Below are 19,791 nucleotides of genomic sequence, written 5' to 3'. Positions count from 1 at the left end.
GTTACATACTCGTCTATTATAACGAAAATCGAGTGAATTCGGAGATTTTTTTACGAAAACTTCCTAAAAGTTGGTTTTTGTCATGTTAAAAACCTATAAATTTTGGTTAATTTTCAAAAAGTCTTTGTAAAAATATTTTCAATTCACTATTTGAGACGGCGTGAGACCGTGTTACGATGAGAAAAACAGAACATTTGTTCGTAAAAAAGGAGTGGTGACGATGCGCAGGCGAATCTTTTGTATCGACAGCGTCTCGTTCTATGCCAGTTGCGAGTGTGCCGCGCGCAACAAAAATCCTTACCGCACAAAGCTCGTCGTCCTCTCAAACCTCCAGGATAGCGGGGCACTCGTCCTGGCGGCGACCCCGAAGATGAAGCAGCTCGGCATCAAGACCGGGTCGCGTCGCTTCCACATCGACCGTCTTCCGTGGCACGAACGGCGGGATGTTTTGTATGCCGAGGCGCGGATGAGTCATTACTTGAACGTCTCCATCCAAATCATCCACATCCTCCATCAGTTCGCCCCGCCCGAAGCGATTCGCGTCTACTCGATTGACGAGACGCTCGTCGACATGACGGGGACGGAGCGGCTATTCGGAAGTGACGAGCACGTCGCCCACCTCATGCGTGCGACGATTTTTCGCTATACGGGCATCCCTGTGACGATTGGCATCGGACCGAACAACGTCCTCGCCAAGCTCGTCCTCGACTTGCATGCGAAAAAGAAAGGTGTCGTCACGTGTCTTCTCCACGACGTCGAGCGACTGATTCATCCGGCCCCGATTGAGAAGATGTGGGGCGTCGGGGCGAAGATGGCAGTCCACCTGCAACGGCTCGGTATTTGGACGATTGGTGATTTGGCCCGTTACCCGCTCGAGTCTCTTCATGAAAAATTCGGCGTGATCGGTGCCGAACTCTGGCATCACGCCTGGGGCATCGACGAGTCGCCGACCATCTTGCCGGCGAGCTCCTTGTTCGGGGCGAAACGGACGCGACCGAAGTCGATCGGACATGGGATCACCCTCATGAAAGATTACACGACATATTCCTCGATCCGGCTCGTCCTACAAGCGATTGCGGTCGAAGTCGGGATGCGGACCCGGCAAGCGGGACTCGTCGGGGGAACGATTCATCTCGGGGTACGTTATACGCGGACGAGCGACCGAGGCGGGTTCAGCAAACAAAAGAAGCTCCCCCGCTTCACAGCGGACGAGCAAGAGTTTTTACCCATCTTATTGCAACTATTTTTAGATGGCTGGGAAGAGACGGAAGCCGTCCGTTACGTCTCGGTCGCCCTCGGAAAGCTCGAGCCACGGAGCGACCACGTCCAATTGTCGTTCTTTGAAGACGAATGGGCGAAGGCGAAGCGGCTCGACTTCCTCGATTTGATTGACGGTTTGAACGTCCGGTTCGGTCGCGGCACGATCCGACCGGCGTCGAGTTTACTGAAAGACAGTCCGCTTCGGACACGCCAACGCTTAATTGGCGGACACAAACAAGGAGGCGATTCCTCATGAGTAAGACCCGCTATCGTGACCGAGGTGAATTGAAATGGATCCCATTTCTCATGCCCGAGCACGTCGCCCTACTGAAACGTTATTATGCCCAAATCCAAAAGATTGAACTGCCCGACTTGGACGAACAGCTCCTCTATCTCTGGCAGACCGAGCTCGAACGCGCCATTCGTGAAGGCGACCAGGTCGAAGTGACCTTGTTCGTGGACGGTTTAACGAAAAGCATGCGCGGCTACGTCCACGCCATCTATTATGCCGAGCGCGAAGTCGAACTGTTCGACGGTGAAGTACGGCGCGTCCCATTTGGAGATATCTTGTCCGTTCGTTAAGACGCCTCGATTGCCTCTTGGGTTGTCTCGAACGTCTCAATCCGGTCGAGTAGTCCATAGTGAGCAAGCGTCGCACGGACCGATGGCGACAAGTGTGCGAAGATGACGTGACGGTCAGCCGCTTTCAGTTCGGTGACGACACGACGCAACTCCTCGACCGCGGTCACGTCGATGACCGGGCAGCGGTGGAAGTTGAAGATGAATACGTTCGGCTCCCGATGGATGTGATGGAGGACGTGCTCGAACAGCTCGACCGCACCGAAAAAGAGGGGACCTTCGACACTGAAGACAATCTGCCCGTCTCTTGTGATGTACCGTTCTGTCCGTTCACGCACGTCGATCGTATCCGCCATCCGCTTCGCAAAGAGCGCGAGCGCACAGATGACCCCGACCTCGACGGCGACGACCAAGTCGACGAATACCGTCAACAGTAGCGTGACGAGCAAGACGAGCGACTCGGATGAACGATGACGTAACATCGCCATCACGTGATGGCGTTCGGACATGTTCCAGGCGACCCGCATCAAAATCGGAGCGAGTGCGGCGAGCGGCACGTAACTCGCGAACGGTGCGAGGACGAGTACCGCAACGAGGACCGTGATTCCGTGAACAACGCCGGCGCGTCGGCTGACCGCTCCGGCCTGAATGTTTGTCGCCGTCCGAGCGATGGCACCTGTCGAGGGAATTCCACCGAAGAACGGTGTGATTACGTTCGCGAGCCCTTGCCCGAACAGTTCCTTGTCCGGCTTCATCTTCGTCCCCGCCATCCCATCGGCGACCGTTCCCGATAAAAGTGATTCGAGCGCACCGAGGAAGGCGATGGCGAACGCAGACGGAAGGAGCGTCGTGATCAAGTCGACGTCGATCGCGAGCCAGTTGAATTCTGGCAGTCCGCTCGGGATGCCGCCGTAGGCACTCCCGATTGTCGCGACTTTACCTGGGATGAGGAGACTGACGAACGTCGGGACGAGCATCGCCATGAGTAAGAGCGGTAAACGAAACGGCAGCTTCGGCACGAGCCAAAGCGTCAAAAAGCCGATCCCGGCAATGACAAGCGGCCACATGGACGCTTCGGGCAACGCCTGACCGAGACGAAGCAAGTTCTCGTGAAAGTGCGGCGCCTTCTCAAACGTGACCCCGAACAACTCATCGAGCTGGTCGACGAAGATGACGACGGCGATTCCCGCTGTGAAGCCGATCGTGACGGCACGGGGCATGAAACGGATGAGCCGTCCGACCCGGAGCACGCTCATGAGGAGCAGTAACATACCGGCGAGGACGGTCGTGACGAGTAACCCTTCATACCCGTATGCGAGAACGACACCCGAGACGATCGGGATGAACGCCCCCGTCGGTCCGGCGATTTGGAACGTCGAACCCCCGAACAGGCTGACGAGGATTCCAGCGAAGATGGACGTGTAGAGCCCGTATACCGGCGGGACCCCAGAGGCGATGGCGAATGCCATGGCGAGCGGGATGGCGACGACACCGACCGTGATGCCGGCCGAGATGTCTTTTTGCCACATCTCACGTGTGGAGAGTGAGTCTTGCATCATACATTCCTTCTTTCCAATCAGTTCAAAAGCGAGTTCAGTGTACGCCTGGAAAGAGGGCTTGTAAACGGGTTGAGAAAAACGTTAACAGAATGTACAAAACAAGCATCACGTCTATGATTGGTTAAAGAGATCATCGTTCAGTCAAACATGTTCTAGCAAGCTGTTTGAGGGAATCGTTCAGCTCGAATAACCGAGTGGTGATAGCCTGCTTATCTCCATAACGAATGATATCTTCTCGCGTCAATTTTTCTTCGCTTAACAACTGATGATGGAGATATACCGTCTCCAGTAATTGGAGTAGTTGTTCCCCTCGTACTTCACGAATGATGGACTCGTCTCCGTCACAATAACCTTCGAGGAATCCTGTTGCTATGGCTTTCAATTGTTCTTCACACGTATCAAACCGATGCTTTCGGTAGCGCTCCGTTTGTGACAATGCGAGAAAGTAGTTCTCATATAAATTCATGAAGTTCCCTGCCATACCTCGCGGTGCATAGACGATTGGATACGGATCGATTAAACAGACATGATTCCCTTTCAATAAAATATTTTCAGGAGATGCATCTTGGTTAACGAGACTTGGAACAGAGACCTGTTTGTTCCGCAATTCTGTCGCTGCATGAAGCATTTGCGCTACCACATCGTCTTGAATTTCAGGATATGCTTCACACAACACTTTGTAATCTGCCAACTGTTCGTCACTTTCTTCTCGTACAAACGTATGTAGGTCACCGCTCAAACTACCGTGCAACTTCTTGTCTTCCGTCCAAATCAAATACCCTAGTCCTTCGACACCGTGTTCAATTTGATCCGTTTTCCTATAGATTTCCCCTACTTGGACTCCGATATAGGCAGCTTGCTCTATCGTCATTGTATATAACGAAAGTGAATCACCCCCGAACGATTCTAATGTATACGTGAAATCAGGAGACACATAGAATTCGTAAAAATCAGGAGCAGCCCCAGGAACCGCTTGGTTGACGGACTGATAATATAGCTTCGTAGCTGCGTACTCTGCCGTCAAGGCATTGTAATCGAACGTCACTCGCTTTCCATACGCCACTTCTTTCGGAATCCGAAGAACCCGTTCGCAACCGTCTTTTAAGACTTTCCACGCCTCATGCCACGCACCCTCACCTAAAAAGCTCGGTTCAGCGACCTCAGCATGCCTAAACACCTTGAGCCGTTTTTCATTATTCATTTGTTGAATCATAAATTGATCACCCCTCTGTTTTCAATCTCAAGCGTTTGATTCGAATATAGGTGTGTTGTCCTTATGTACACTTTCTACTTTTGACAAGGTTACATTGATTGTATCGTACTTCCGAAAATTGGAATCAAAAAAGACGCACCTTTTCGATGCGTCTCCCTTCAATTCGTCGGAGCCTCTACGACTTGATCACCATCTTCTGCGTCTTTCGCCAACAACTTCACATGACGACCGAATAACCACATGACGACGAGATGGGCTTTCGCCTGAGTCTTCGTATAGAACCACCACGGAAGTGCTGGGACGAACTCATGGATGGCGACGAGTCCTTCATCCGACTCCGGTAATCGTCTAAATTCGAGACGTCCCGTCTTATCCTCTTCACTCAATTTGACGAACTTGCCTCCGTCAATCGCAAAGGATGCCATATCATCCGTCGCTTCTCGTTCAAGTGATAGATGAAGCGCGACGAATGACGGATCGAGAAGCGCAATCTCCCAATCATCGTCCTCTTTTGTCGTCTGAATGAACGGATACATAAAACGACCGAGCCACTCAAAGTACGTGTCCGCCATCCAAAGTGCCGACTTTTCTTCCGGTAGGCCGAACCGCTGAATCGAGCGGACGGTATACGACTTTGGCTGCTTTTTCTTTTTGCCGCCTGAGGATTGTTTCTCTTCCTCTTCAAGCGCATGTTCGACAGCCTGTTTGAATGGAATTTCACCTTGTCCAATGCCTTCCACGGTATCTTCTGCCACCATCGCATGCCCCATGCTCTCGACGAGCGGATAGACGGTTGCCTTCGGTTCACCCGTGACGGCCATGACCCACAGACGCGACAGTTTGATTGTCGGGAACGGGAAGTCGATCAGGACGCGACGCTTGTCCATGACCTCAGCCGTCTGTTCGATCATCTTCCGATATGTCATCACTTCGGGACCCCCGATGTCGATATGACGATCATAAAGCGACTCGGCACCGACGACCGAGATGAGTGCCTGAACGGCTTCCCGAATATCAATCGGATGCGTCTCCGTCTTCGTCCACCTTGGCAAGATCATCGACGGCAACCGTTTGACGAGTTTCGCTAAAATCGGAAACGATGAACCTTCCGGACCGATGATGAGCCCTGCCCGAATCGTCGTTACGGGTACGCCTTGTCCGCCGAGGATGCGTTCGACCTCGAGTCGGCTCTTCAAATGACGCGACAATGTCTTCTCTTGTTTCGGAATGATGCCGCTCAAATAGACGATTTGCTCGATATCGTTCGCCTTCGTCGCCCGGGCAAAGTTATCGGCAATGAGCGCATCCATGTCTTCAAACGTCGCCTGCGTCAAGCCACCATCCGGAATCATCGAGTGGACAAGGAACATCGCATAGTCCGCACCCTCGCATGCTTCTTTGGTCGCCTCATATGAAAATAAGTCACACGCACGCCACGTGATATGGGCTTGATCTTCTTTATTTTTCGTCGATCGCGACAACGCGATGATGTCATACTCTTCTTTCAGTTGATCCATCACGTTCGAGCCGATATAGCCGCTCGCCCCCGCAATGACAATCGTTTCCCGCATAAAGCTCACTCCCCTTCATTTTCACATAGAGGTAATGTACCCGTCTTTTCGAAAAGATAAATCAGTCTAAGTATGTAGAGCCTGCCCGTTCGATACGTAATAAAATGAGAATAATTAGAAAAAGGAGGGATATTGATGGGATTTTGGTATTTTCTTTTGCTTGGATTGGGAATGATCCTCGTCGTGCGAGGGATTGCAAGTAGCGCAAAACAAGGTGGATTGATTTTAGTCGGGCTCGTAATGGTCGGGGTATCCATATTCATGTTTCAAGATGGCAGCGCGGACTTGGTCGCAAGTTGGTTTGATCAAATCACGGGTCAATAGGTCATACGTTATGAACAGGAGCGGAATAAAACGATAGTACCCGTTGTTATAAGTTCAGTTTGACCTTTAAAGCGAAGAGGCTTTAACTCTTAGTGCGAATCATTTATTATATGGAGATAAAAACTCGAATAATTAGACCGTCTCGTAAAATTATTTTACATTTTTAACTAATTATAATGTTTCATTGTCATTTATTGAGTAAAATATTATTAGTAAATATCTACATAAGGGAAAGGTTGAGGCTAATGAGCTCAGAAAAGATTGAAAAAGCGAAGATAAAAACACCTTGGTATTTTAGTTGGTGGACAATATTCCTTTTAATTTTTGCAGGAATTATTACGTTTGGCGTGACTTCAATTGCAGGTTTTAGTTTACTGTTTGGTCGCTATTATTATATGAAGTCAGAAAAATTAAAACTACAGATCTCTGAAGTTGAAAACTTGCAACAAGAAATTACTTCTTTGAAAACCGAATTAAACAATCTAGAAGTCGAACGTAACCAGATTCAAGTTAACATTTCAAATTCCCAAGACATTTTTGAGGAAAAAAAGACGCAATATATAAAGCAAATTCGCGTTGAATACGAATCAGAAGGAAAACAAATTATCGATAAAATCATATCAGATAATCAAAAAAAAATATCTGAACTTCAAAAATTCGCAGAAGAACGTGATACTTTAGCAGCTGAAAATGAAAAGCTAAGCAAAAATATTAAATCCCAAAGTACAAAACTTTTAAAGTTAAAAACTGAGTTTAATGGCATTCGCAATTTAATTGACTTATTCCCACAATTATTCAACGAAGAAAATCTTCCAAATGAGTTAGAACTATTATTAGCAAATTACAATGAAGATAGTATTATGAAAAGCCTGGTAGAGCTAGATTACCATGCATTGAATTCAAAAGAACTACGTAAACAAATTAATAAAATCAAAAAAGAAATCGCAACATTGTTAGATAAGTATAAAGAACGTTACAAAACAAAGGCAAACCAAGCAATTTATCAACTAATGGTGATAGGTTTACAAGCCGAGTTACAAAATATTCTTTATACTCTTTCATACGCCAAACATGAGGAAGCTATCGATAATGCGAGAGCTTTAATTAGAAAATATTTAGTTATTTCAACAAATGGTAATGCTTCGATCGCACCAACTATTTCTAAATTTCTAGCAGAACTTGAACCGTTGTTCATTGAAGCCGTTGAAGTTGAGTATCAGTATTACATTAAACGTGAACAAGAAAAAGAAGAACAACGTTTAATTCGAGAACAAATGCGTCAAGAAGCTGCGGAACGTAAAGAATTAGAAGCTCAAAAGAAAAAGTTAGAGGCAGAAGAGGCAAAATTCGAGGCAGAGCTACAGCGAACAAATGAGCTGCTAATCAGTGAAACTAATCCAGACATAATTACTCAATTACAGTCACGTATTTCAGAACTTGAGCAACAACAGAACAATGTTGTAGAGCAGAAAGAAGAAATTTTAAAACGAGCGAATGGTAAAGCTGGTTATGTTTATGTTATCTCAAACTTAGGTTCCTTTGGTAAACAAGTATTCAAAGTAGGAATGACAAGACGAATGAATCCTCAAGATCGAGTTGACGAACTTGGAGACGCATCTGTACCTTTTAAATTTGACGTACACGCAATGATTTTCTCAGATGATGCAGTGGGATTAGAATATCAACTTCATCAAGAATTAAGTCCTAAGCGATTAAATAAAGTGAACTTACGTAAAGAATTTTTTGTAACAACGGTTGAAGAATTACAAGCTTTAGTTGAATCAATCGATCCAACCGCTGAATTTAAGACAACAATGGTTGCACAAGAATACTTTAGAAGTATCGAAATGGATGAAGAGGGGATTATGCCTACTTCAAGCTTGTCTTTCGAAAGTGATGAAGTTGAAGTGAATGAAACTATTCTGAATTGAGTATTTAAATCAAAATTAAAATGCACTCCGATTATTAGATGTTTTTAACAATCGGAGTGCATTTCATCATCTAGGATTTATTTAGTGCCGTTTTCGAATGACTGACTACATACTTCTTCAAAGAATTATGTAAGCTAATTTTCAAATTACAAATACGAACGATTAAAGTAGCAACTTGCGTTGAGTCATACAGGAGCGGAAAACTCTCTTTTGATTTGTTCGATATCAATCATTGTTTTTTCATGAACATACTGAACGAGCGCATCATACTGTTCGACCGTATTCAGTTTTTTAAATTTCTCTACATCCCCTTTAAAGCCTGCGAAATATTCACTTTGATACTCTGGATTGTTGAATAGTCTTAAATATTCCATATAGTCTTTGATTGTCATTTGGCTCACGATGTGAGATAAAATGGCCTCCCACTCTTTGATTCGTCCCTCATGAATCTGTTTTTTGATAACGATGTCTTGTGCTTGCTCCATTTTGATTTGTTGAATGCATTGCTCCACTTCTAGTCTATATTGGAACAACTCATCTCGATTTCGAGTGTCTAGCGTAGGAGTCACTTCAGTTAAATAGTACTGATACCGTTGCTTTCGCGGATGCTTGTTCTTGGCTTTTTTAGGGCTTTGATCGAAATCATCGGATTTATTAAATCGTTTCTTTAAATTGATGGACCCTATAGCCCCAATGATTTCTTTGTTATGTTTTAATGCAAGTTTTCCTACAGTCGGACCATATTTTTTGACTCCATTCACAATAAGTTCCGTTGATTTTTTAGACATGAGGAATTCTCCTTTGGTATGTATATTTTCATGACGATTTTCAAAAAACAACTCGTAGTTTCTATTCAACAAAGGTATGCTTAATCCCTTGAATCCACTCAAAAACCTAATAAATAGCGTCCGCTATCTATAAAGAAAAAAGATTATTGAGCAGGCACTCAATAATCCTTCGTCAAATCACTTCTTCTCTTGTTGCTTCTGCAAATACGCCTCACGAAGCTTGTTCAATCGTTCCTTCTTGTTCGAGACAGTCGGCTTTTTCCCGTCTTGATACTTTGCCGCAGCTACTTTGCTTCTCGTGTCTAATTGATATTTCCCCATGCTCTTCACCTTCCTTTCTTTATAGCTTCAATCAAAAGCAAAGACCCTCTAATCTCAATGAAATTAGAAGGTCTTCATGAAAATCATTGATCGCAGTCGTTACAGACTGCTTCAAAATGGAGACGGCGGGAGTCGAACCCGCGTCCGAAGGCATCGTAACGTATGCTTCTACGTGTGTAGTTTATCTATTGAATCTCGATGTGACACTGCCGATAAACAGGCGTTGTCGCATCCAGTCTGTTTCATCTCTTCTTCGCGCCCTCAGACGGCGAGGTTGAAGCGTAGCTTGCTTAGTTTGAGACCCTGAAAGTCATCCACACAAGCGATGGATGTCAGGATCCGCAGGGCACTTAGGCTGCTGCGAGTTGTGTGTTAGTTTTGCCAGTTATAGGCGTTTGCGTTTTAACGAGGCCGACCCCTCGACACGCCACATACGACCGACCTACCCCCGTCGAATCCATAACGTCCCCGGGGTGGTAATTGGTACTATATTTAATATACCACAATCAGGATTCGTTGTCAGTATTTTTGCCGATCACGCATCGCACGGTCGACGTCACGTTTCGCGTCTTTCTTCTTCAAGTCCTCGCGTTTGTCGTACTTCTTCTTCCCTTTTCCGACGCCGAGCAGGCACTTGGCGAACCCGTTCTTGATATACACTTTGAGCGGGATGATCGTGTAGCCGTCACGCCCTGACGCCCCGATGAGCTGATTGATTTGCTTCTTATGCAACAATAGCTTTCGGACGCGGAGTGGCTCATGGTTGAAGCGGTTCCCCTGGTCGAACGGGCTGATATGACAGTTGTGAAGCGTCGCCTCGCCCCCGTCGAACCGGACGTACGCATCCGCGATATTGATCTTCGATTGACGGACCGACTTGATCTCCGTCCCTGTGAGCACCATACCCGCCTCAATCGTATCCTCGATCGCGTAATCGAAGGACGCCTTGCGGTTTTGGGCGAGTGCGTTCGAATCTTTCTTCTTGGCCATACACATTCAGTCCTTTATCTACAAGATACGGAGGAAGGGACGAGCCCCTCCCCGTCAGCGACGCTTCTTCGCACCTCGTTTGGCGTCGCCTTTTCGTTTATGCTTGTCTTTCTTCTTCAAGTCGAGTGCCGAACGGCCTTGGGAAGACTTCTCCCCGTCACGTTTCGGTTTCTCACCTGGTTTACCCGGCTTCCCAGGTCGTCCTGGTTTGCCGCGCTTCTTCTTGTCGTCCCGACCGCGACCGCCACGACGGTCTTTCTCGTCCTTCTTCGGACGACCGCCTTTCGCTTTGATCGTCGTCGGTTGGCGACGCGTCGATGGTTCCCGTTTCGGCATGCCGACGACCGTGAAGTCAATCGTCCGCTCGTCTAGGTTGACGGCGTCGACTTTGACACGAACGGCGTCCCCGATCCGGAACTGACGTTTCGTCCGCTCTCCGAGCAGCATGAGCTGTGATTCATCGAAGTGGTAGTAGTCATCCATCGACTGAAGACGAACGAGCCCTTCAATCGTATTCGGAAGCTCGACGAACATCCCGAAGTTCGTGACGCCGGCGACGACACCATCGAACTCTTCACCGAGATGGGCTTCCATGTATTCGGCTTTCTTGAGCGCCTGTGTCTCTCGCTCTGCGTCGACCGAACGACGTTCCCGTTTCGATGCCTGTTCGGCGATCGCCCCGAGACGGTCCTCGTACTTCGCAATCGTCTTCTCCGACAAGTCGTTGTTGAAGACGTACGTGCGCATGAGACGGTGGACAATCAAGTCCGGGTAACGACGGATCGGTGACGTGAAGTGCGTATAGAAGTCCGTCGCGAGTCCGAAGTGACCGAGCGATACATCGTCATACTTCGCCTGTTGCATCGAGCGAAGCATGATTGTGCTGATGACCGGCTCTTCCGGTTCTCCGTCGATTGCTTTCAAGATTTTTTGAAGCGTCTTCGGTTCGACAGTCTGTCCTTTGATGCGTTCGATGTGAACGCCAAAGTTTGCGACGAAGTCGAAGAAGAAGTCGAGCTTGTCCGGCTTCGGATTGTCGTGGACACGATAGATGAACGGCACGTCCATCTTGTGGAAGTGTTCAGCGACCGTCTCGTTGGCCGCGAGCATGAACTCCTCGATCAACTTCTCGGCGACCGAACGTGGACGAAGCACGATATCCGCCGGCTTCCCTTCCTCGTTGACGACGACTTTCGCCTCGGCGAAATCGAAGTTGATGGCACCGCGCGAGTTGCGTCGTTTCCGAAGCACTTCCGCGAGCTCGGCCATGAGGTCGAACTCACCGACGAACGGCTCGTACTTTTTCAACGTCTCTTCGTCATCGCGCTCGATGATCTCACGGACGTTCGTATACGTCATCCGCTCCGTCGTCTTGATGACACTCGGGAACAAGTCATGGCTGACGACCTTCCCGTTTTGCGGGGAGATCTCCATGACACAGCTGAGCGTCAAGCGGTTGACGTGCGGGTTGAGGGAACAGATCCCGTTCGAGAGTCGGTGCGGCAACATCGGAATGACACGGTCGACGAGATAGACACTCGTCCCGCGCTCGAGCGCCTCGACGTCGAGCGGCGAGCCCTCTTTCACGTAATGTGAGACGTCGGCGATATGGACACCGAGCTCGTAATTCCCGTTATCGAGTTTTTTGACGTGGACGGCATCGTCCAAGTCTTTCGCATCTTCGCCGTCAATCGTGAAGATCGTCTCGTCACGAAGGTCGACGCGACCGATGAAGTCTTTCTCATCCGCCTCGTCCGGCACCGCGTTCGCCTGCGCGATCACGTCCTCCGGGAACTCCGTTGGAATGCCGTGCTTATAGACGATCGACAAGATGTCGACACCTGGGTCGTTCTTATGCCCGATGATGCGAACGACGTCACAGGCACCGGCGAAGCGTCCGTCCGGATACTTCGTGATGCGCACGACGACTTTATGTCCGTCGACGGCACCGAGCGATTTTTCCGGGTTGACGACCGGCCAGAAGTTGATGCGCTTGTCATCCGGCTCGATGAAGGCGAACTGGTCGAGTCGACCGCTCGGGAGCGTATACGTCCCGACGAACTCCGAGAGTCCGCGCTTCAATACTTTCAATAGGATTCCTTCTGTCTTGCCACGGTTGTCCTCGCGTTTTTTGACGAGGATCGTATCGCCATGGTAGACGTCCTTCAGTTGGTCGGGCGGCAAGAACACGTCTTCCGCTTCCCCTTCGACCGACAAGAAGCCGAATCCGCGCTGGTGGATCGAAATGATCCCCGCGACTTGGCCGAGCGAGGCGAGCGTCCCGTAACGGTTCGTCCGCGTTCGGCCGATGGCACCCTCTTCCTCGAGGGCATTCAATGTGCGGATGAGTTCTTTGAAGTCATCCGTCGACGCGAGCTGTAGTCGCTCGGTCAGTTGATCGACAGAGAGCGGTTTCTCGCTCGCCTGTAAGATCTCTAGTAATTGGTCACGTAAATTCAACGTGACACCTCCTTCTTAGACTGACCAGTCTAACGTTTCGAGAAAATCGAGCACGTCCTGGTGCAGTTTCTCTTTTTCTTTGTCGAGCGTGATCACATGTCCCGAGTTCTCATAAATCAGCAACTCTTTTTGGAACGTGTTGACCGCCTCGTAAATTTGATTCGCCGATTCCGGGTCGATCATGTTGTCTTTGGCGCCTTGGACGACGAGTGTCGGGACGAAGATGTCCTCGAGCTTCGACGCCGTGTCGCGGACGAAAGCACGGAGGTCTTTTAGCGTTGGCATCGGTTTGAACTCTGCCATCTCCTGCTCGATCTGTTCCGGCGACTTTTCTTCTCTACCCTTATATTCTCGGGCATATGCCTGGACTCCTTTGTACAAGCGGTCCTCGGCATCGATTCCAGTCGGCGCGCACATCGGGATGACCGCCTTGACGTCTTTCTCCTCGGCGAGACGGAGTGACATCACGCCACCTAGCGATAGTCCGCAGACGACGATCTCCTCATGGCCTTTGTCGACGAGTGTCTGGTAGGCGTTCAAGACGTCTTCCCACCAGTCTTTTGGTCCATATTGGAGTAACTCTTCCGGTGGGACGGCATGACCACGATAGATCGGTCCCATACATGTGTATCCTTCTTTTTGAAGGAAGCGACCGAGCATGCGGACATCCGCGCTCGATCCAGTGAAGCCATGTAACATCAACACGGCACGTTTTCCGCCCTCGAAGAAGAACGGTTTTGGTGCAGTCACTTTCATTTTATCTGTCATCTCCTCGTATCTACATTATTCCCAAAAAATAAATCGAAAAAACAAAAGCTGACCGCCTCACGTGAAAATCGAGAACGATCAGCCTTATCATCATAATGATGCGACTAGTAATCCTAAAATGAAAAACAAAGTGCCTAGTACAGCTGCAGTTCGGTTCAAAACAGCATCGAAGCCGCGCGCTTTCTGGCGTCCGAACAACTGCTCCGCGCCACCTGCAATCGCTCCAAGACCTTGCGACCGACCTGACATGAGCAGTACGACGACAATCAATAAGACAGCCACGACAAGTAGGCTGATTGTAGCGATCGTTTGCATAGTAGTCAGTTCCTCCTTCTATTTACACGCCTTTTATTATATAGAAGTTATCGTCAAAACACCAGCATTCAAATTATCGGGACGGGTAGCTGAACCCTTCCCCGATGACTTCCTTCACTTGGTGGATGACGACGAAGGCACGGTCGTCCGTCACTTGGACGATTTTTTTGAGTGGCGCGATCTGACGTTTGTCGACGATCATATATAACATGTTTTTATCTTGCTTCGTGTAGTAGCCATGTCCATGGATGATCGTAGCCGAGCGACCGAGCGTCTCCGTCAAGACGACGGCGAGCTCTTCTTGCTTGTCGCTGATGATCGTGACGGCCTTACGGATATTGAGTCCTTCCGCGACGAGGTCGATGACCCACGAGCCGATGATGATGGCGATGAGCGTATAGAGGACGACCTGTTCCCCTAAGAAGAAGCCAGAGGTCGCAACGACGATCGCATCGATGATGAACATCGAGACGGCGACGCTCAAGTGGAGATAGCGCTCCATGAGACGGGCGATGATGACGCCCCCGCCGGTCGTCCCGCCGACACGGAGCACCATGCCGATCCCGACCCCGATCATGATCCCGGCATAGACGGCCGCGAGCAGTTTGTCCTCGGCAGGGCTGCCCCAATCGTGCGTCAGACTAAGGAAGAATGACGTCGCGACGACGGCGATGACCGAATAGACCATTGTCCGGCGGTCAAGCAGCTTATAGCCGACGATGAAGAGAATCCCGTTCCCGATGATTGACGTGAGCCCGAGGTCCCAGCCGAAGACGTAGTACAGGATGATCGTGACCCCGAGCAGGCCACCTTCTGAGAAATCGTTCGGTACGGTGAAGTAATTGACCCCGAATGAGAGAATGAATGAGCCCGCGATGATCCATGCAATGTCCTTCACCGAGATGGTTTGTAACTTGCGCCATACTTGTTGGCGCAATAGATGTTGCTGTTGACGTTTCATAAATTGTCCTCCTTCCATATAAAAAAGACCGCGGCCAAAGCCGCAGTCTTAAGATTGTACTGGCTTTGGCGCACCGTCTTTCATAATCGGCAACTTACGCTCCGCTGCGTTCGCGTAGACGTTCAAGAGTGCCTCTTTTTCCAAATCCCAGTTATATTTCTCACGCGCGGTCTTCGTGTTCTCTTTGACACGCGCATAGAGTGCTTGGTCTTCAATCATCCGGTTGACGCCGTCTGCGATCGATTGTGGATCGTGTGAGTCGACGAGCACCCCGACATCGTTCCCCGCAACGACCCGTTCGATCTCAGGGAAGTCACATGAGACGACCGGTACTTCGGCCATCAAATACTCGAACAATTTGTTCGATGACGCCGAGTAGTGGTTGAAGCAGACGTTGTTCAATACTTGGAAGCCTAAGTAGGCGTTCATCGTATAGTAAGGTAACGCTTCGACCGGTACTTTGTCAATCATCTTGACACGATTGCCGACGCCTTCCGTCTCAATCAACTGTTGAATCGTCGGTTTGAGCTTCCCGTCCCCAATCATGACGAGCGTACCTTCTTTGAAGTCTTTCGCCGCGAGCACGAGTTGTTCGAGACCGCGCCCTGCTTGAATCCCACCTTGGTACAGGAGAATCTTCTCGTCTTTCGGCAAGTCGAGCAGCGCATGCAAGTCCTTACGGAGCGAGAAGTCGAGCGGACGATAGAACGGATAGTTGTGGAGCACGTACGGATAGAATCCGTATAACTCTTCGTTGTGTGCCGCACGCGTATGGTTCTCGACCATCATCGTATCGACGAACGGCAAGAGCCATCCTTCGAGGTTACTTTGGATATAGCCGTAACCGGTACGGTCCGTCTGTACTTCATGCGAATCGTAGACGATTCGACCTTTGTTGAACACCTTTCCGGCGAGGAGTGCCTGCGGGAGCGTGTTCAAATCGTTCGCATGATAAAAGTCATATGACTTCTTCGTCGACGTGAACACCATCTCGAGCATCGCACTCGCATTGACGATTTGCTTACGCACTTGCGGCAACAAAATTGTTCCAAGCGACGCACCGACAGCGAGCATTGTGAACGGTGCGAGTAGGAACAAGCCAGCACCAACAAGTCCGGCACCTAACTTGCGTTGTGGTTTTGCAAAAATCCATTTTTTTAACTTACTAGCCATTTTCATTGAATTTATAAGAATCGATGGCTGACGCTTCACGCGGATGACACGGAAACCTTCCGGCCGCATCTCTTCTTTCGGTAACTCTTTATTCTTCGGGTCTTGGAGCGCAATCAAATCAACTTTATAACCTGCTTCGGCGAGTGCCGAGCATTCGCGAAGGACGCGCGCATCATTCGTAAAATGGTTCCATACAAACATACATACTGACTTCATTGTGTTTCCTCCATCACTAACTGTTGTACGACTTGATCTAACACGTCGATATTCTCTTCCCAACATAAATTCTCTTTGACGTAACGAATCCCGTTCGCCCCGAGCGCCTCCCGAAGGTCCGGTCGGTCGAGGAGCTTGCGGAGGATCAGCTCGATCTCATCGATATCCCGTTTCCGAGAGACGAATCCGACTTCAGCCGCTTCAATGACATTCGCCGCATGGCCTGACACTGCTGCGACAATCGGTTTGCCGACCGCCATATAGTCGATGAGTTTCCCCGGGATGACCGTATCGAACACTTCTTGCTCGATCAGGCTGACAAAGGCGACGTCCGCATTTTTAATCGCCTGAAACGCCTCCGTCCGTGGCATCGCTTCAAGGAACAAGAAGTTTTGGAAACCACGCTCCTTGATCGTCTGCTTCAACTCTTCTTTCCGATACCCGTAGCCGATCAGTTTGAAGTGAATCCGCGGTTCGTCACGGAACCGTTCGGCGAGCTCGAGTAAGAGTGACACGTCCTGGGCGAGCCCCATGTTTCCGGCATATAAAATCTCCATCCGGTCGTCCGGCGGGATCGTCCGCTCAAGCGCTCGTTCCGATTCTCGAATCGAGTTCGGCATGTAGTGGATTTTCTCGTTTGAGACACCGCGTTGACGCAGATAGCTGCGGAAGCCTTCCGAGTTGATGATGACCTCGTCAGCGGCACGATACAATCGTTTCTCGAGCCAAAATGCCGGCGCGAGCACCCAGTCGTGTTTGAACACGCCGACCCCTTTCACCGATTCCGGCCAAAGGTCACGAACGTCCAAAATGAGGGGGACACGATACTTCCGTTTCGCATATACCCCGACAAACGCCATAAAAAAAGAAGGGGTCGTCGCAAATACGACGTCTGGCTTCAATTTTAACTGACGGACGGACCCGATCCCTTTCACCATCTGTTCGAGGAACAAGAAGAGACGGCTGACCATATTGGACGTATGTTTTCGCTTCTTCGTAATGAGTCGTTTGATGAACGGTTGGTCGTTCAGCTCCCGGTCATTCCAGAAACGGTCGTCCTGATACATATCAAAGCTCGGGTACGAAGGGGCGGCCGTGATGACCTCGACTTCATACCCGCGCTGCTTCATCAAATGCGTAATGTTTTGCATCCGGTTACCGGCGCTGCCGATCTCCGGATAATAGTTTTGACACACCATGAGCATTGTTTTCAAAAATAACACACCTTACTGTTGATCAAGTTCGTCCACGAGCCGTTTTAACAAGGCATGGACGTCATCTTTTAAATCAGGATCGCTGAGCGCGTGGCAAATCGTCGTCTCGACGAATCCGATCGGCTCCCCGACGTCATAGCGTCGACCATCAAATTCGTAAGCAAAGACTGTCTGCGCTTCATTCAAGCGTGCGATCGCATCCGTCAATTGAATCTCGCCTCCTGCCCCTGCTTCTTGCCCTGACAACGCCTCAAAGACGTCCGGTGTCAGAACATAGCGACCAAGGATGGCAAAGTTCGATGGAGCCTCACCGACGGGCGGTTTCTCGACGAACGTCCGCACCGGGATGAGCTTCCCTTCGACGGCAAGCGGGTCAATTATACCATATCGGTTCGTCATTTCATACGGGACACGCTGCACACCGATGATCGAGCGTTCATGCGCCTCATATTGGTCAATCAACTGTTTCGTCGCCGGCACATCGGATTCAATGATGTCATCTCCGAGCAAGACAGCGAACGGCTCGTCCCCAATAAATTTCCGAGCACACCAAATCGCATGACCGAGACCTTTTGGCTCCTGTTGGCGTATGTAGTGAATGTTCGCCAAGTTCGAGGAGTGTCGGACCGATTCGAGTAAGCGGGTCTTCCCTTTTGACTCCAAGTTTTGTTCCAACTCGAGCGCACGGTCAAAATGATCCTCGATGGCGCGCTTATTCTTACCCGTGACGATGATGATGTCTTCGATTCCTGAAGCGACGGCTTCCTCGACGATGAACTGAATCGTCGGTTTGTTGACGATTGGCAACATCTCTTTTGGCATGGCTTTCGTGGCTGGTAGGAAGCGGGTGCCGAGACCGGCGGCTGGGATGATGGCTTTACGTACTCGTGTCATTAGCATTGGCTCCTTTACTCGTTATGTAATGAGTATACCCAATATTTGTGTGTTCTGACACAAAATAGAGGTCATGACAAAAGAGTCATGACCAATCATCGTCGCGCTTCGTTTTTAGATAATACCATACTCCAAATGCGATCAGACCGATGACGAGAAGAATCCCTAGCATCATCATGAGAAACGCCTCCCCATTCGCGCTTCACTAATCTATTCCCTTCCTACATCGTTTCAGAACCACTTCTGACCATGTGCTCGAATGAAACGAAGTTCTTCTTGATAATGATCGTAGTGTCCCTCATCCATCATCTTTTGGAAGGCGATATCCCCTTAAGCGGCTTTCCGTTTCATCAACAGACAGAGTGCCTCGATGCGTAACTGCAACATCTCAAACAAGTCTTCCTTAGGTTCGTCCCAACCATACGCCTTTAAGAATAATGAAACACGTTCTTGATACGACTTATCATCTCGAATCGCATCGTAATAGATGACTTCTCCTGATTCAGCTTGATGCCGGCGACTGAGCGGGACGAACGTGTATAGCGCGTAGACGATATCCCAAGCTCTCGGACCTGGCGCAGCCAAATCAAAATCGATGATCCCCGATACTTTCCCCTCATGAAAAATCGTATTGTAGACGGCAAAGTCATTATGGCAAATGACTTCTAGCGGTTGAGGCGTGTTGCCAATCGGTGCCCACTCCGGTGACCATTCAAAATCTGTCGACGCATCATGCAGTCGTCTCATTAGTCTTGCAACATCTTGAATCGCCTCATCGAACCACATATAAGACTTTAACGGATAGTCTGCGGTTTCTCCTTCCAAGTAAGTTAACACTTCTCTTCCTTGATCATCGATTCCAATAAAGCGTGGCACTCCGGAAAGTTGCTTTGCCTCCAAGTGAAGTAACCATCGATGAATACGCTCGCTGCCTTCCTTTTGAGTGCGATAGACATAATTCCCCTTTTTATAAACAGTCGATACGTTCCCGCCACTCAATCTTTTTTCTTGTTCATTCGATTGGTCCATCCAATCCCCCCCTACTCTTTATCAGTCACGTTCAGTATACAGCACGGCATGAGGTCTCAATGGCGGATACAGAGCGTTCGTGTCCGTCGAAGCGGTACCGTGACTCTTGCAGGAAAGCATCGGTGCCGTAAGACGGGTTGACGACCGAACAGTTTTCCCACCGTCGATTAAACGGTTATTCCACACAAAAAAACAGGCCCGCCATTTGGCGAGCCTGAAACAATC

Annotated in this window: 18 protein-coding genes and 1 other RNA gene; 4 read left to right on the top strand and 15 right to left on the bottom strand. The window is 49.3% G+C overall.

Annotated elements, in window-relative coordinates; all coding sequences use genetic code 11:
• Window positions 1–220 precede the first annotated feature (220 nt).
• Window positions 221–1,516, top strand: a complete 1,296-nt coding sequence (locus tag PJK55_RS00095; protein WP_271304412.1) for a Y-family DNA polymerase — start codon at window positions 221–223, stop codon at window positions 1,514–1,516.
• Window positions 1,513–1,842 carry a YolD-like family protein gene (locus tag PJK55_RS00090; RefSeq protein ID WP_214746123.1) on the top strand — a complete coding sequence of 110 codons (330 nt, stop codon included), beginning with the start codon at window positions 1,513–1,515 and terminating at the stop codon, window positions 1,840–1,842. Before PJK55_RS00095 ends, PJK55_RS00090 begins: the two co-directional genes overlap by 4 nt.
• Here PJK55_RS00090 and PJK55_RS00085 read toward each other — a convergent pair.
• From PJK55_RS00085 to PJK55_RS00075, 3 genes are all read right to left on the bottom strand, one after another.
• Entirely contained in the window at window positions 1,839–3,395 is a 1,557-nt protein-coding gene (locus PJK55_RS00085; protein WP_271304411.1) for a SulP family inorganic anion transporter, read from the bottom strand. The genes PJK55_RS00090 and PJK55_RS00085 overlap by 4 nt on opposite strands.
• 133 nt (window positions 3,396–3,528) lie before the next feature.
• A complete protein-coding gene (locus PJK55_RS00080; RefSeq protein ID WP_271304410.1) occupies window positions 3,529–4,611 on the bottom strand; it encodes a hypothetical protein in 1,083 nt (360 codons plus the stop codon).
• A 158-nt stretch (window positions 4,612–4,769) separates the two neighbouring features.
• A complete protein-coding gene (locus PJK55_RS00075) occupies window positions 4,770–6,182 on the bottom strand; it encodes an NAD-dependent epimerase/dehydratase family protein (RefSeq protein WP_271304409.1) in 1,413 nt (470 codons plus the stop codon).
• Window positions 6,183–6,317: 135 nt separating this feature from the next.
• Between PJK55_RS00075 and PJK55_RS00070 the strand changes: the two genes are divergently transcribed.
• Window positions 6,318–6,506 (top strand): hypothetical protein, encoded by a 189-nt coding sequence (locus PJK55_RS00070; RefSeq protein WP_271304408.1) that lies wholly within the window; start codon window positions 6,318–6,320, stop codon window positions 6,504–6,506.
• 245 nt (window positions 6,507–6,751) lie between these two features.
• Window positions 6,752–8,437 (top strand): GIY-YIG nuclease family protein, encoded by a 1,686-nt coding sequence (locus tag PJK55_RS00065; protein WP_271304407.1) that lies wholly within the window; start codon window positions 6,752–6,754, stop codon window positions 8,435–8,437.
• A gap of 185 nt (window positions 8,438–8,622) precedes the next feature.
• Here the strand turns inward: PJK55_RS00065 and PJK55_RS00060 are convergent, their stop codons facing one another.
• From PJK55_RS00060 to PJK55_RS00005, 12 genes are all read right to left on the bottom strand, one after another.
• Complete coding sequence (locus tag PJK55_RS00060) at window positions 8,623–9,225, bottom strand: hypothetical protein (protein ID WP_271304406.1); 603 nt, start codon at window positions 9,223–9,225, stop codon at window positions 8,623–8,625.
• Window positions 9,226–9,402: 177 nt separating this feature from the next.
• On the bottom strand, window positions 9,403–9,546 hold the full coding sequence (locus PJK55_RS00055) for an alcohol dehydrogenase (protein ID WP_214746089.1): 144 nt from the start codon (window positions 9,544–9,546) through the stop codon (window positions 9,403–9,405).
• Between the two features lie 114 nt (window positions 9,547–9,660).
• Window positions 9,661–10,016, bottom strand: a transfer-messenger RNA (tmRNA) gene (gene ssrA, locus PJK55_RS00050).
• Window positions 10,017–10,065: 49 nt separating this feature from the next.
• Window positions 10,066–10,536 carry an SsrA-binding protein SmpB gene (smpB, locus tag PJK55_RS00045; RefSeq protein ID WP_214693541.1) on the bottom strand — a complete coding sequence of 157 codons (471 nt, stop codon included), beginning with the start codon at window positions 10,534–10,536 and terminating at the stop codon, window positions 10,066–10,068.
• Window positions 10,537–10,590: 54 nt separating this feature from the next.
• Window positions 10,591–12,996, bottom strand: coding sequence for a ribonuclease R (rnr, locus tag PJK55_RS00040; protein WP_271304405.1), 2,406 nt, complete (start codon window positions 12,994–12,996; stop codon window positions 10,591–10,593).
• Between the two features lie 15 nt (window positions 12,997–13,011).
• The gene (locus PJK55_RS00035; RefSeq protein WP_214758316.1) at window positions 13,012–13,752 is read right to left on the bottom strand and encodes an alpha/beta hydrolase; all 741 of its coding nucleotides are present in this window, start codon (window positions 13,750–13,752) and stop codon (window positions 13,012–13,014) included.
• 102 nt (window positions 13,753–13,854) lie between these two features.
• Window positions 13,855–14,079: a preprotein translocase subunit SecG gene (secG, locus tag PJK55_RS00030; RefSeq protein ID WP_012726902.1), complete on the bottom strand. Its 225-nt coding sequence runs from the start codon at window positions 14,077–14,079 to the stop codon at window positions 13,855–13,857.
• 73 nt (window positions 14,080–14,152) lie between these two features.
• Window positions 14,153–15,040, bottom strand: coding sequence for a YitT family protein (locus PJK55_RS00025; RefSeq protein ID WP_083600113.1), 888 nt, complete (start codon window positions 15,038–15,040; stop codon window positions 14,153–14,155).
• A 48-nt stretch (window positions 15,041–15,088) separates the two neighbouring features.
• Window positions 15,089–16,429 carry a glycosyltransferase gene (locus tag PJK55_RS00020; RefSeq protein ID WP_271304404.1) on the bottom strand — a complete coding sequence of 447 codons (1,341 nt, stop codon included), beginning with the start codon at window positions 16,427–16,429 and terminating at the stop codon, window positions 15,089–15,091.
• Window positions 16,426–17,634, bottom strand: a complete 1,209-nt coding sequence (locus tag PJK55_RS00015) for a glycosyltransferase family 4 protein (protein WP_271305251.1) — start codon at window positions 17,632–17,634, stop codon at window positions 16,426–16,428. Before PJK55_RS00015 ends, PJK55_RS00020 begins: the two co-directional genes overlap by 4 nt.
• A gap of 21 nt (window positions 17,635–17,655) precedes the next feature.
• Entirely contained in the window at window positions 17,656–18,537 is an 882-nt protein-coding gene (galU, locus tag PJK55_RS00010) for a UTP--glucose-1-phosphate uridylyltransferase GalU (protein ID WP_214693547.1), read from the bottom strand.
• 330 nt (window positions 18,538–18,867) lie between these two features.
• A complete protein-coding gene (locus PJK55_RS00005; protein ID WP_333781788.1) occupies window positions 18,868–19,566 on the bottom strand; it encodes a phosphotransferase enzyme family protein in 699 nt (232 codons plus the stop codon).
• Window positions 19,567–19,791: the final 225 nt, after the last annotated feature.

Source organism: Exiguobacterium sp. MMG028 (assembly GCF_027947425.1).
Classification (GTDB): Bacteria; Bacillota; Bacilli; order Exiguobacteriales; family Exiguobacteriaceae; genus Exiguobacterium; species Exiguobacterium aestuarii_A.
This window is presented reverse-complemented; position numbering and strand designations above follow the sequence as displayed.

Excerpts from the sequence above, each read along its gene's own strand:
- PJK55_RS00090 (WP_214746123.1), top strand. The coding sequence starts at position 1,513 with ATGAGTAAGACCCGCTATCGTGACCGAGGTGAATTGAAATGGATCCCA.
- PJK55_RS00060 (WP_271304406.1), bottom strand. The coding sequence starts at position 9,225 with ATGTCTAAAAAATCAACGGAACTTATTGTGAATGGAGTCAAAAAATAT.
- PJK55_RS00015 (WP_271305251.1), bottom strand. The coding sequence starts at position 17,634 with ATGCTCATGGTGTGTCAAAACTATTATCCGGAGATCGGCAGCGCCGGT.
- PJK55_RS00035 (WP_214758316.1), bottom strand. The coding sequence starts at position 13,752 with ATGAAAGTGACTGCACCAAAACCGTTCTTCTTCGAGGGCGGAAAACGT.
- galU (WP_214693547.1), bottom strand. The coding sequence starts at position 18,537 with ATGACACGAGTACGTAAAGCCATCATCCCAGCCGCCGGTCTCGGCACC.
- PJK55_RS00080 (WP_271304410.1), bottom strand. The coding sequence starts at position 4,611 with ATGATTCAACAAATGAATAATGAAAAACGGCTCAAGGTGTTTAGGCAT.
- PJK55_RS00085 (WP_271304411.1), bottom strand. The coding sequence starts at position 3,395 with ATGCAAGACTCACTCTCCACACGTGAGATGTGGCAAAAAGACATCTCG.
- PJK55_RS00095 (WP_271304412.1), top strand. The coding sequence starts at position 221 with ATGCGCAGGCGAATCTTTTGTATCGACAGCGTCTCGTTCTATGCCAGT.
- PJK55_RS00070 (WP_271304408.1), top strand. The coding sequence starts at position 6,318 with ATGGGATTTTGGTATTTTCTTTTGCTTGGATTGGGAATGATCCTCGTC.
- secG (WP_012726902.1), bottom strand. The coding sequence starts at position 14,079 with ATGCAAACGATCGCTACAATCAGCCTACTTGTCGTGGCTGTCTTATTG.
- PJK55_RS00020 (WP_271304404.1), bottom strand. The coding sequence starts at position 16,429 with ATGAAGTCAGTATGTATGTTTGTATGGAACCATTTTACGAATGATGCG.
- PJK55_RS00075 (WP_271304409.1), bottom strand. The coding sequence starts at position 6,182 with ATGCGGGAAACGATTGTCATTGCGGGGGCGAGCGGCTATATCGGCTCG.
- smpB (WP_214693541.1), bottom strand. The coding sequence starts at position 10,536 with ATGGCCAAGAAGAAAGATTCGAACGCACTCGCCCAAAACCGCAAGGCG.
- PJK55_RS00055 (WP_214746089.1), bottom strand. The coding sequence starts at position 9,546 with ATGGGGAAATATCAATTAGACACGAGAAGCAAAGTAGCTGCGGCAAAG.
- PJK55_RS00005 (WP_333781788.1), bottom strand. The coding sequence starts at position 19,566 with ATGGACCAATCGAATGAACAAGAAAAAAGATTGAGTGGCGGGAACGTA.
- PJK55_RS00065 (WP_271304407.1), top strand. The coding sequence starts at position 6,752 with ATGAGCTCAGAAAAGATTGAAAAAGCGAAGATAAAAACACCTTGGTAT.
- PJK55_RS00025 (WP_083600113.1), bottom strand. The coding sequence starts at position 15,040 with ATGAAACGTCAACAGCAACATCTATTGCGCCAACAAGTATGGCGCAAG.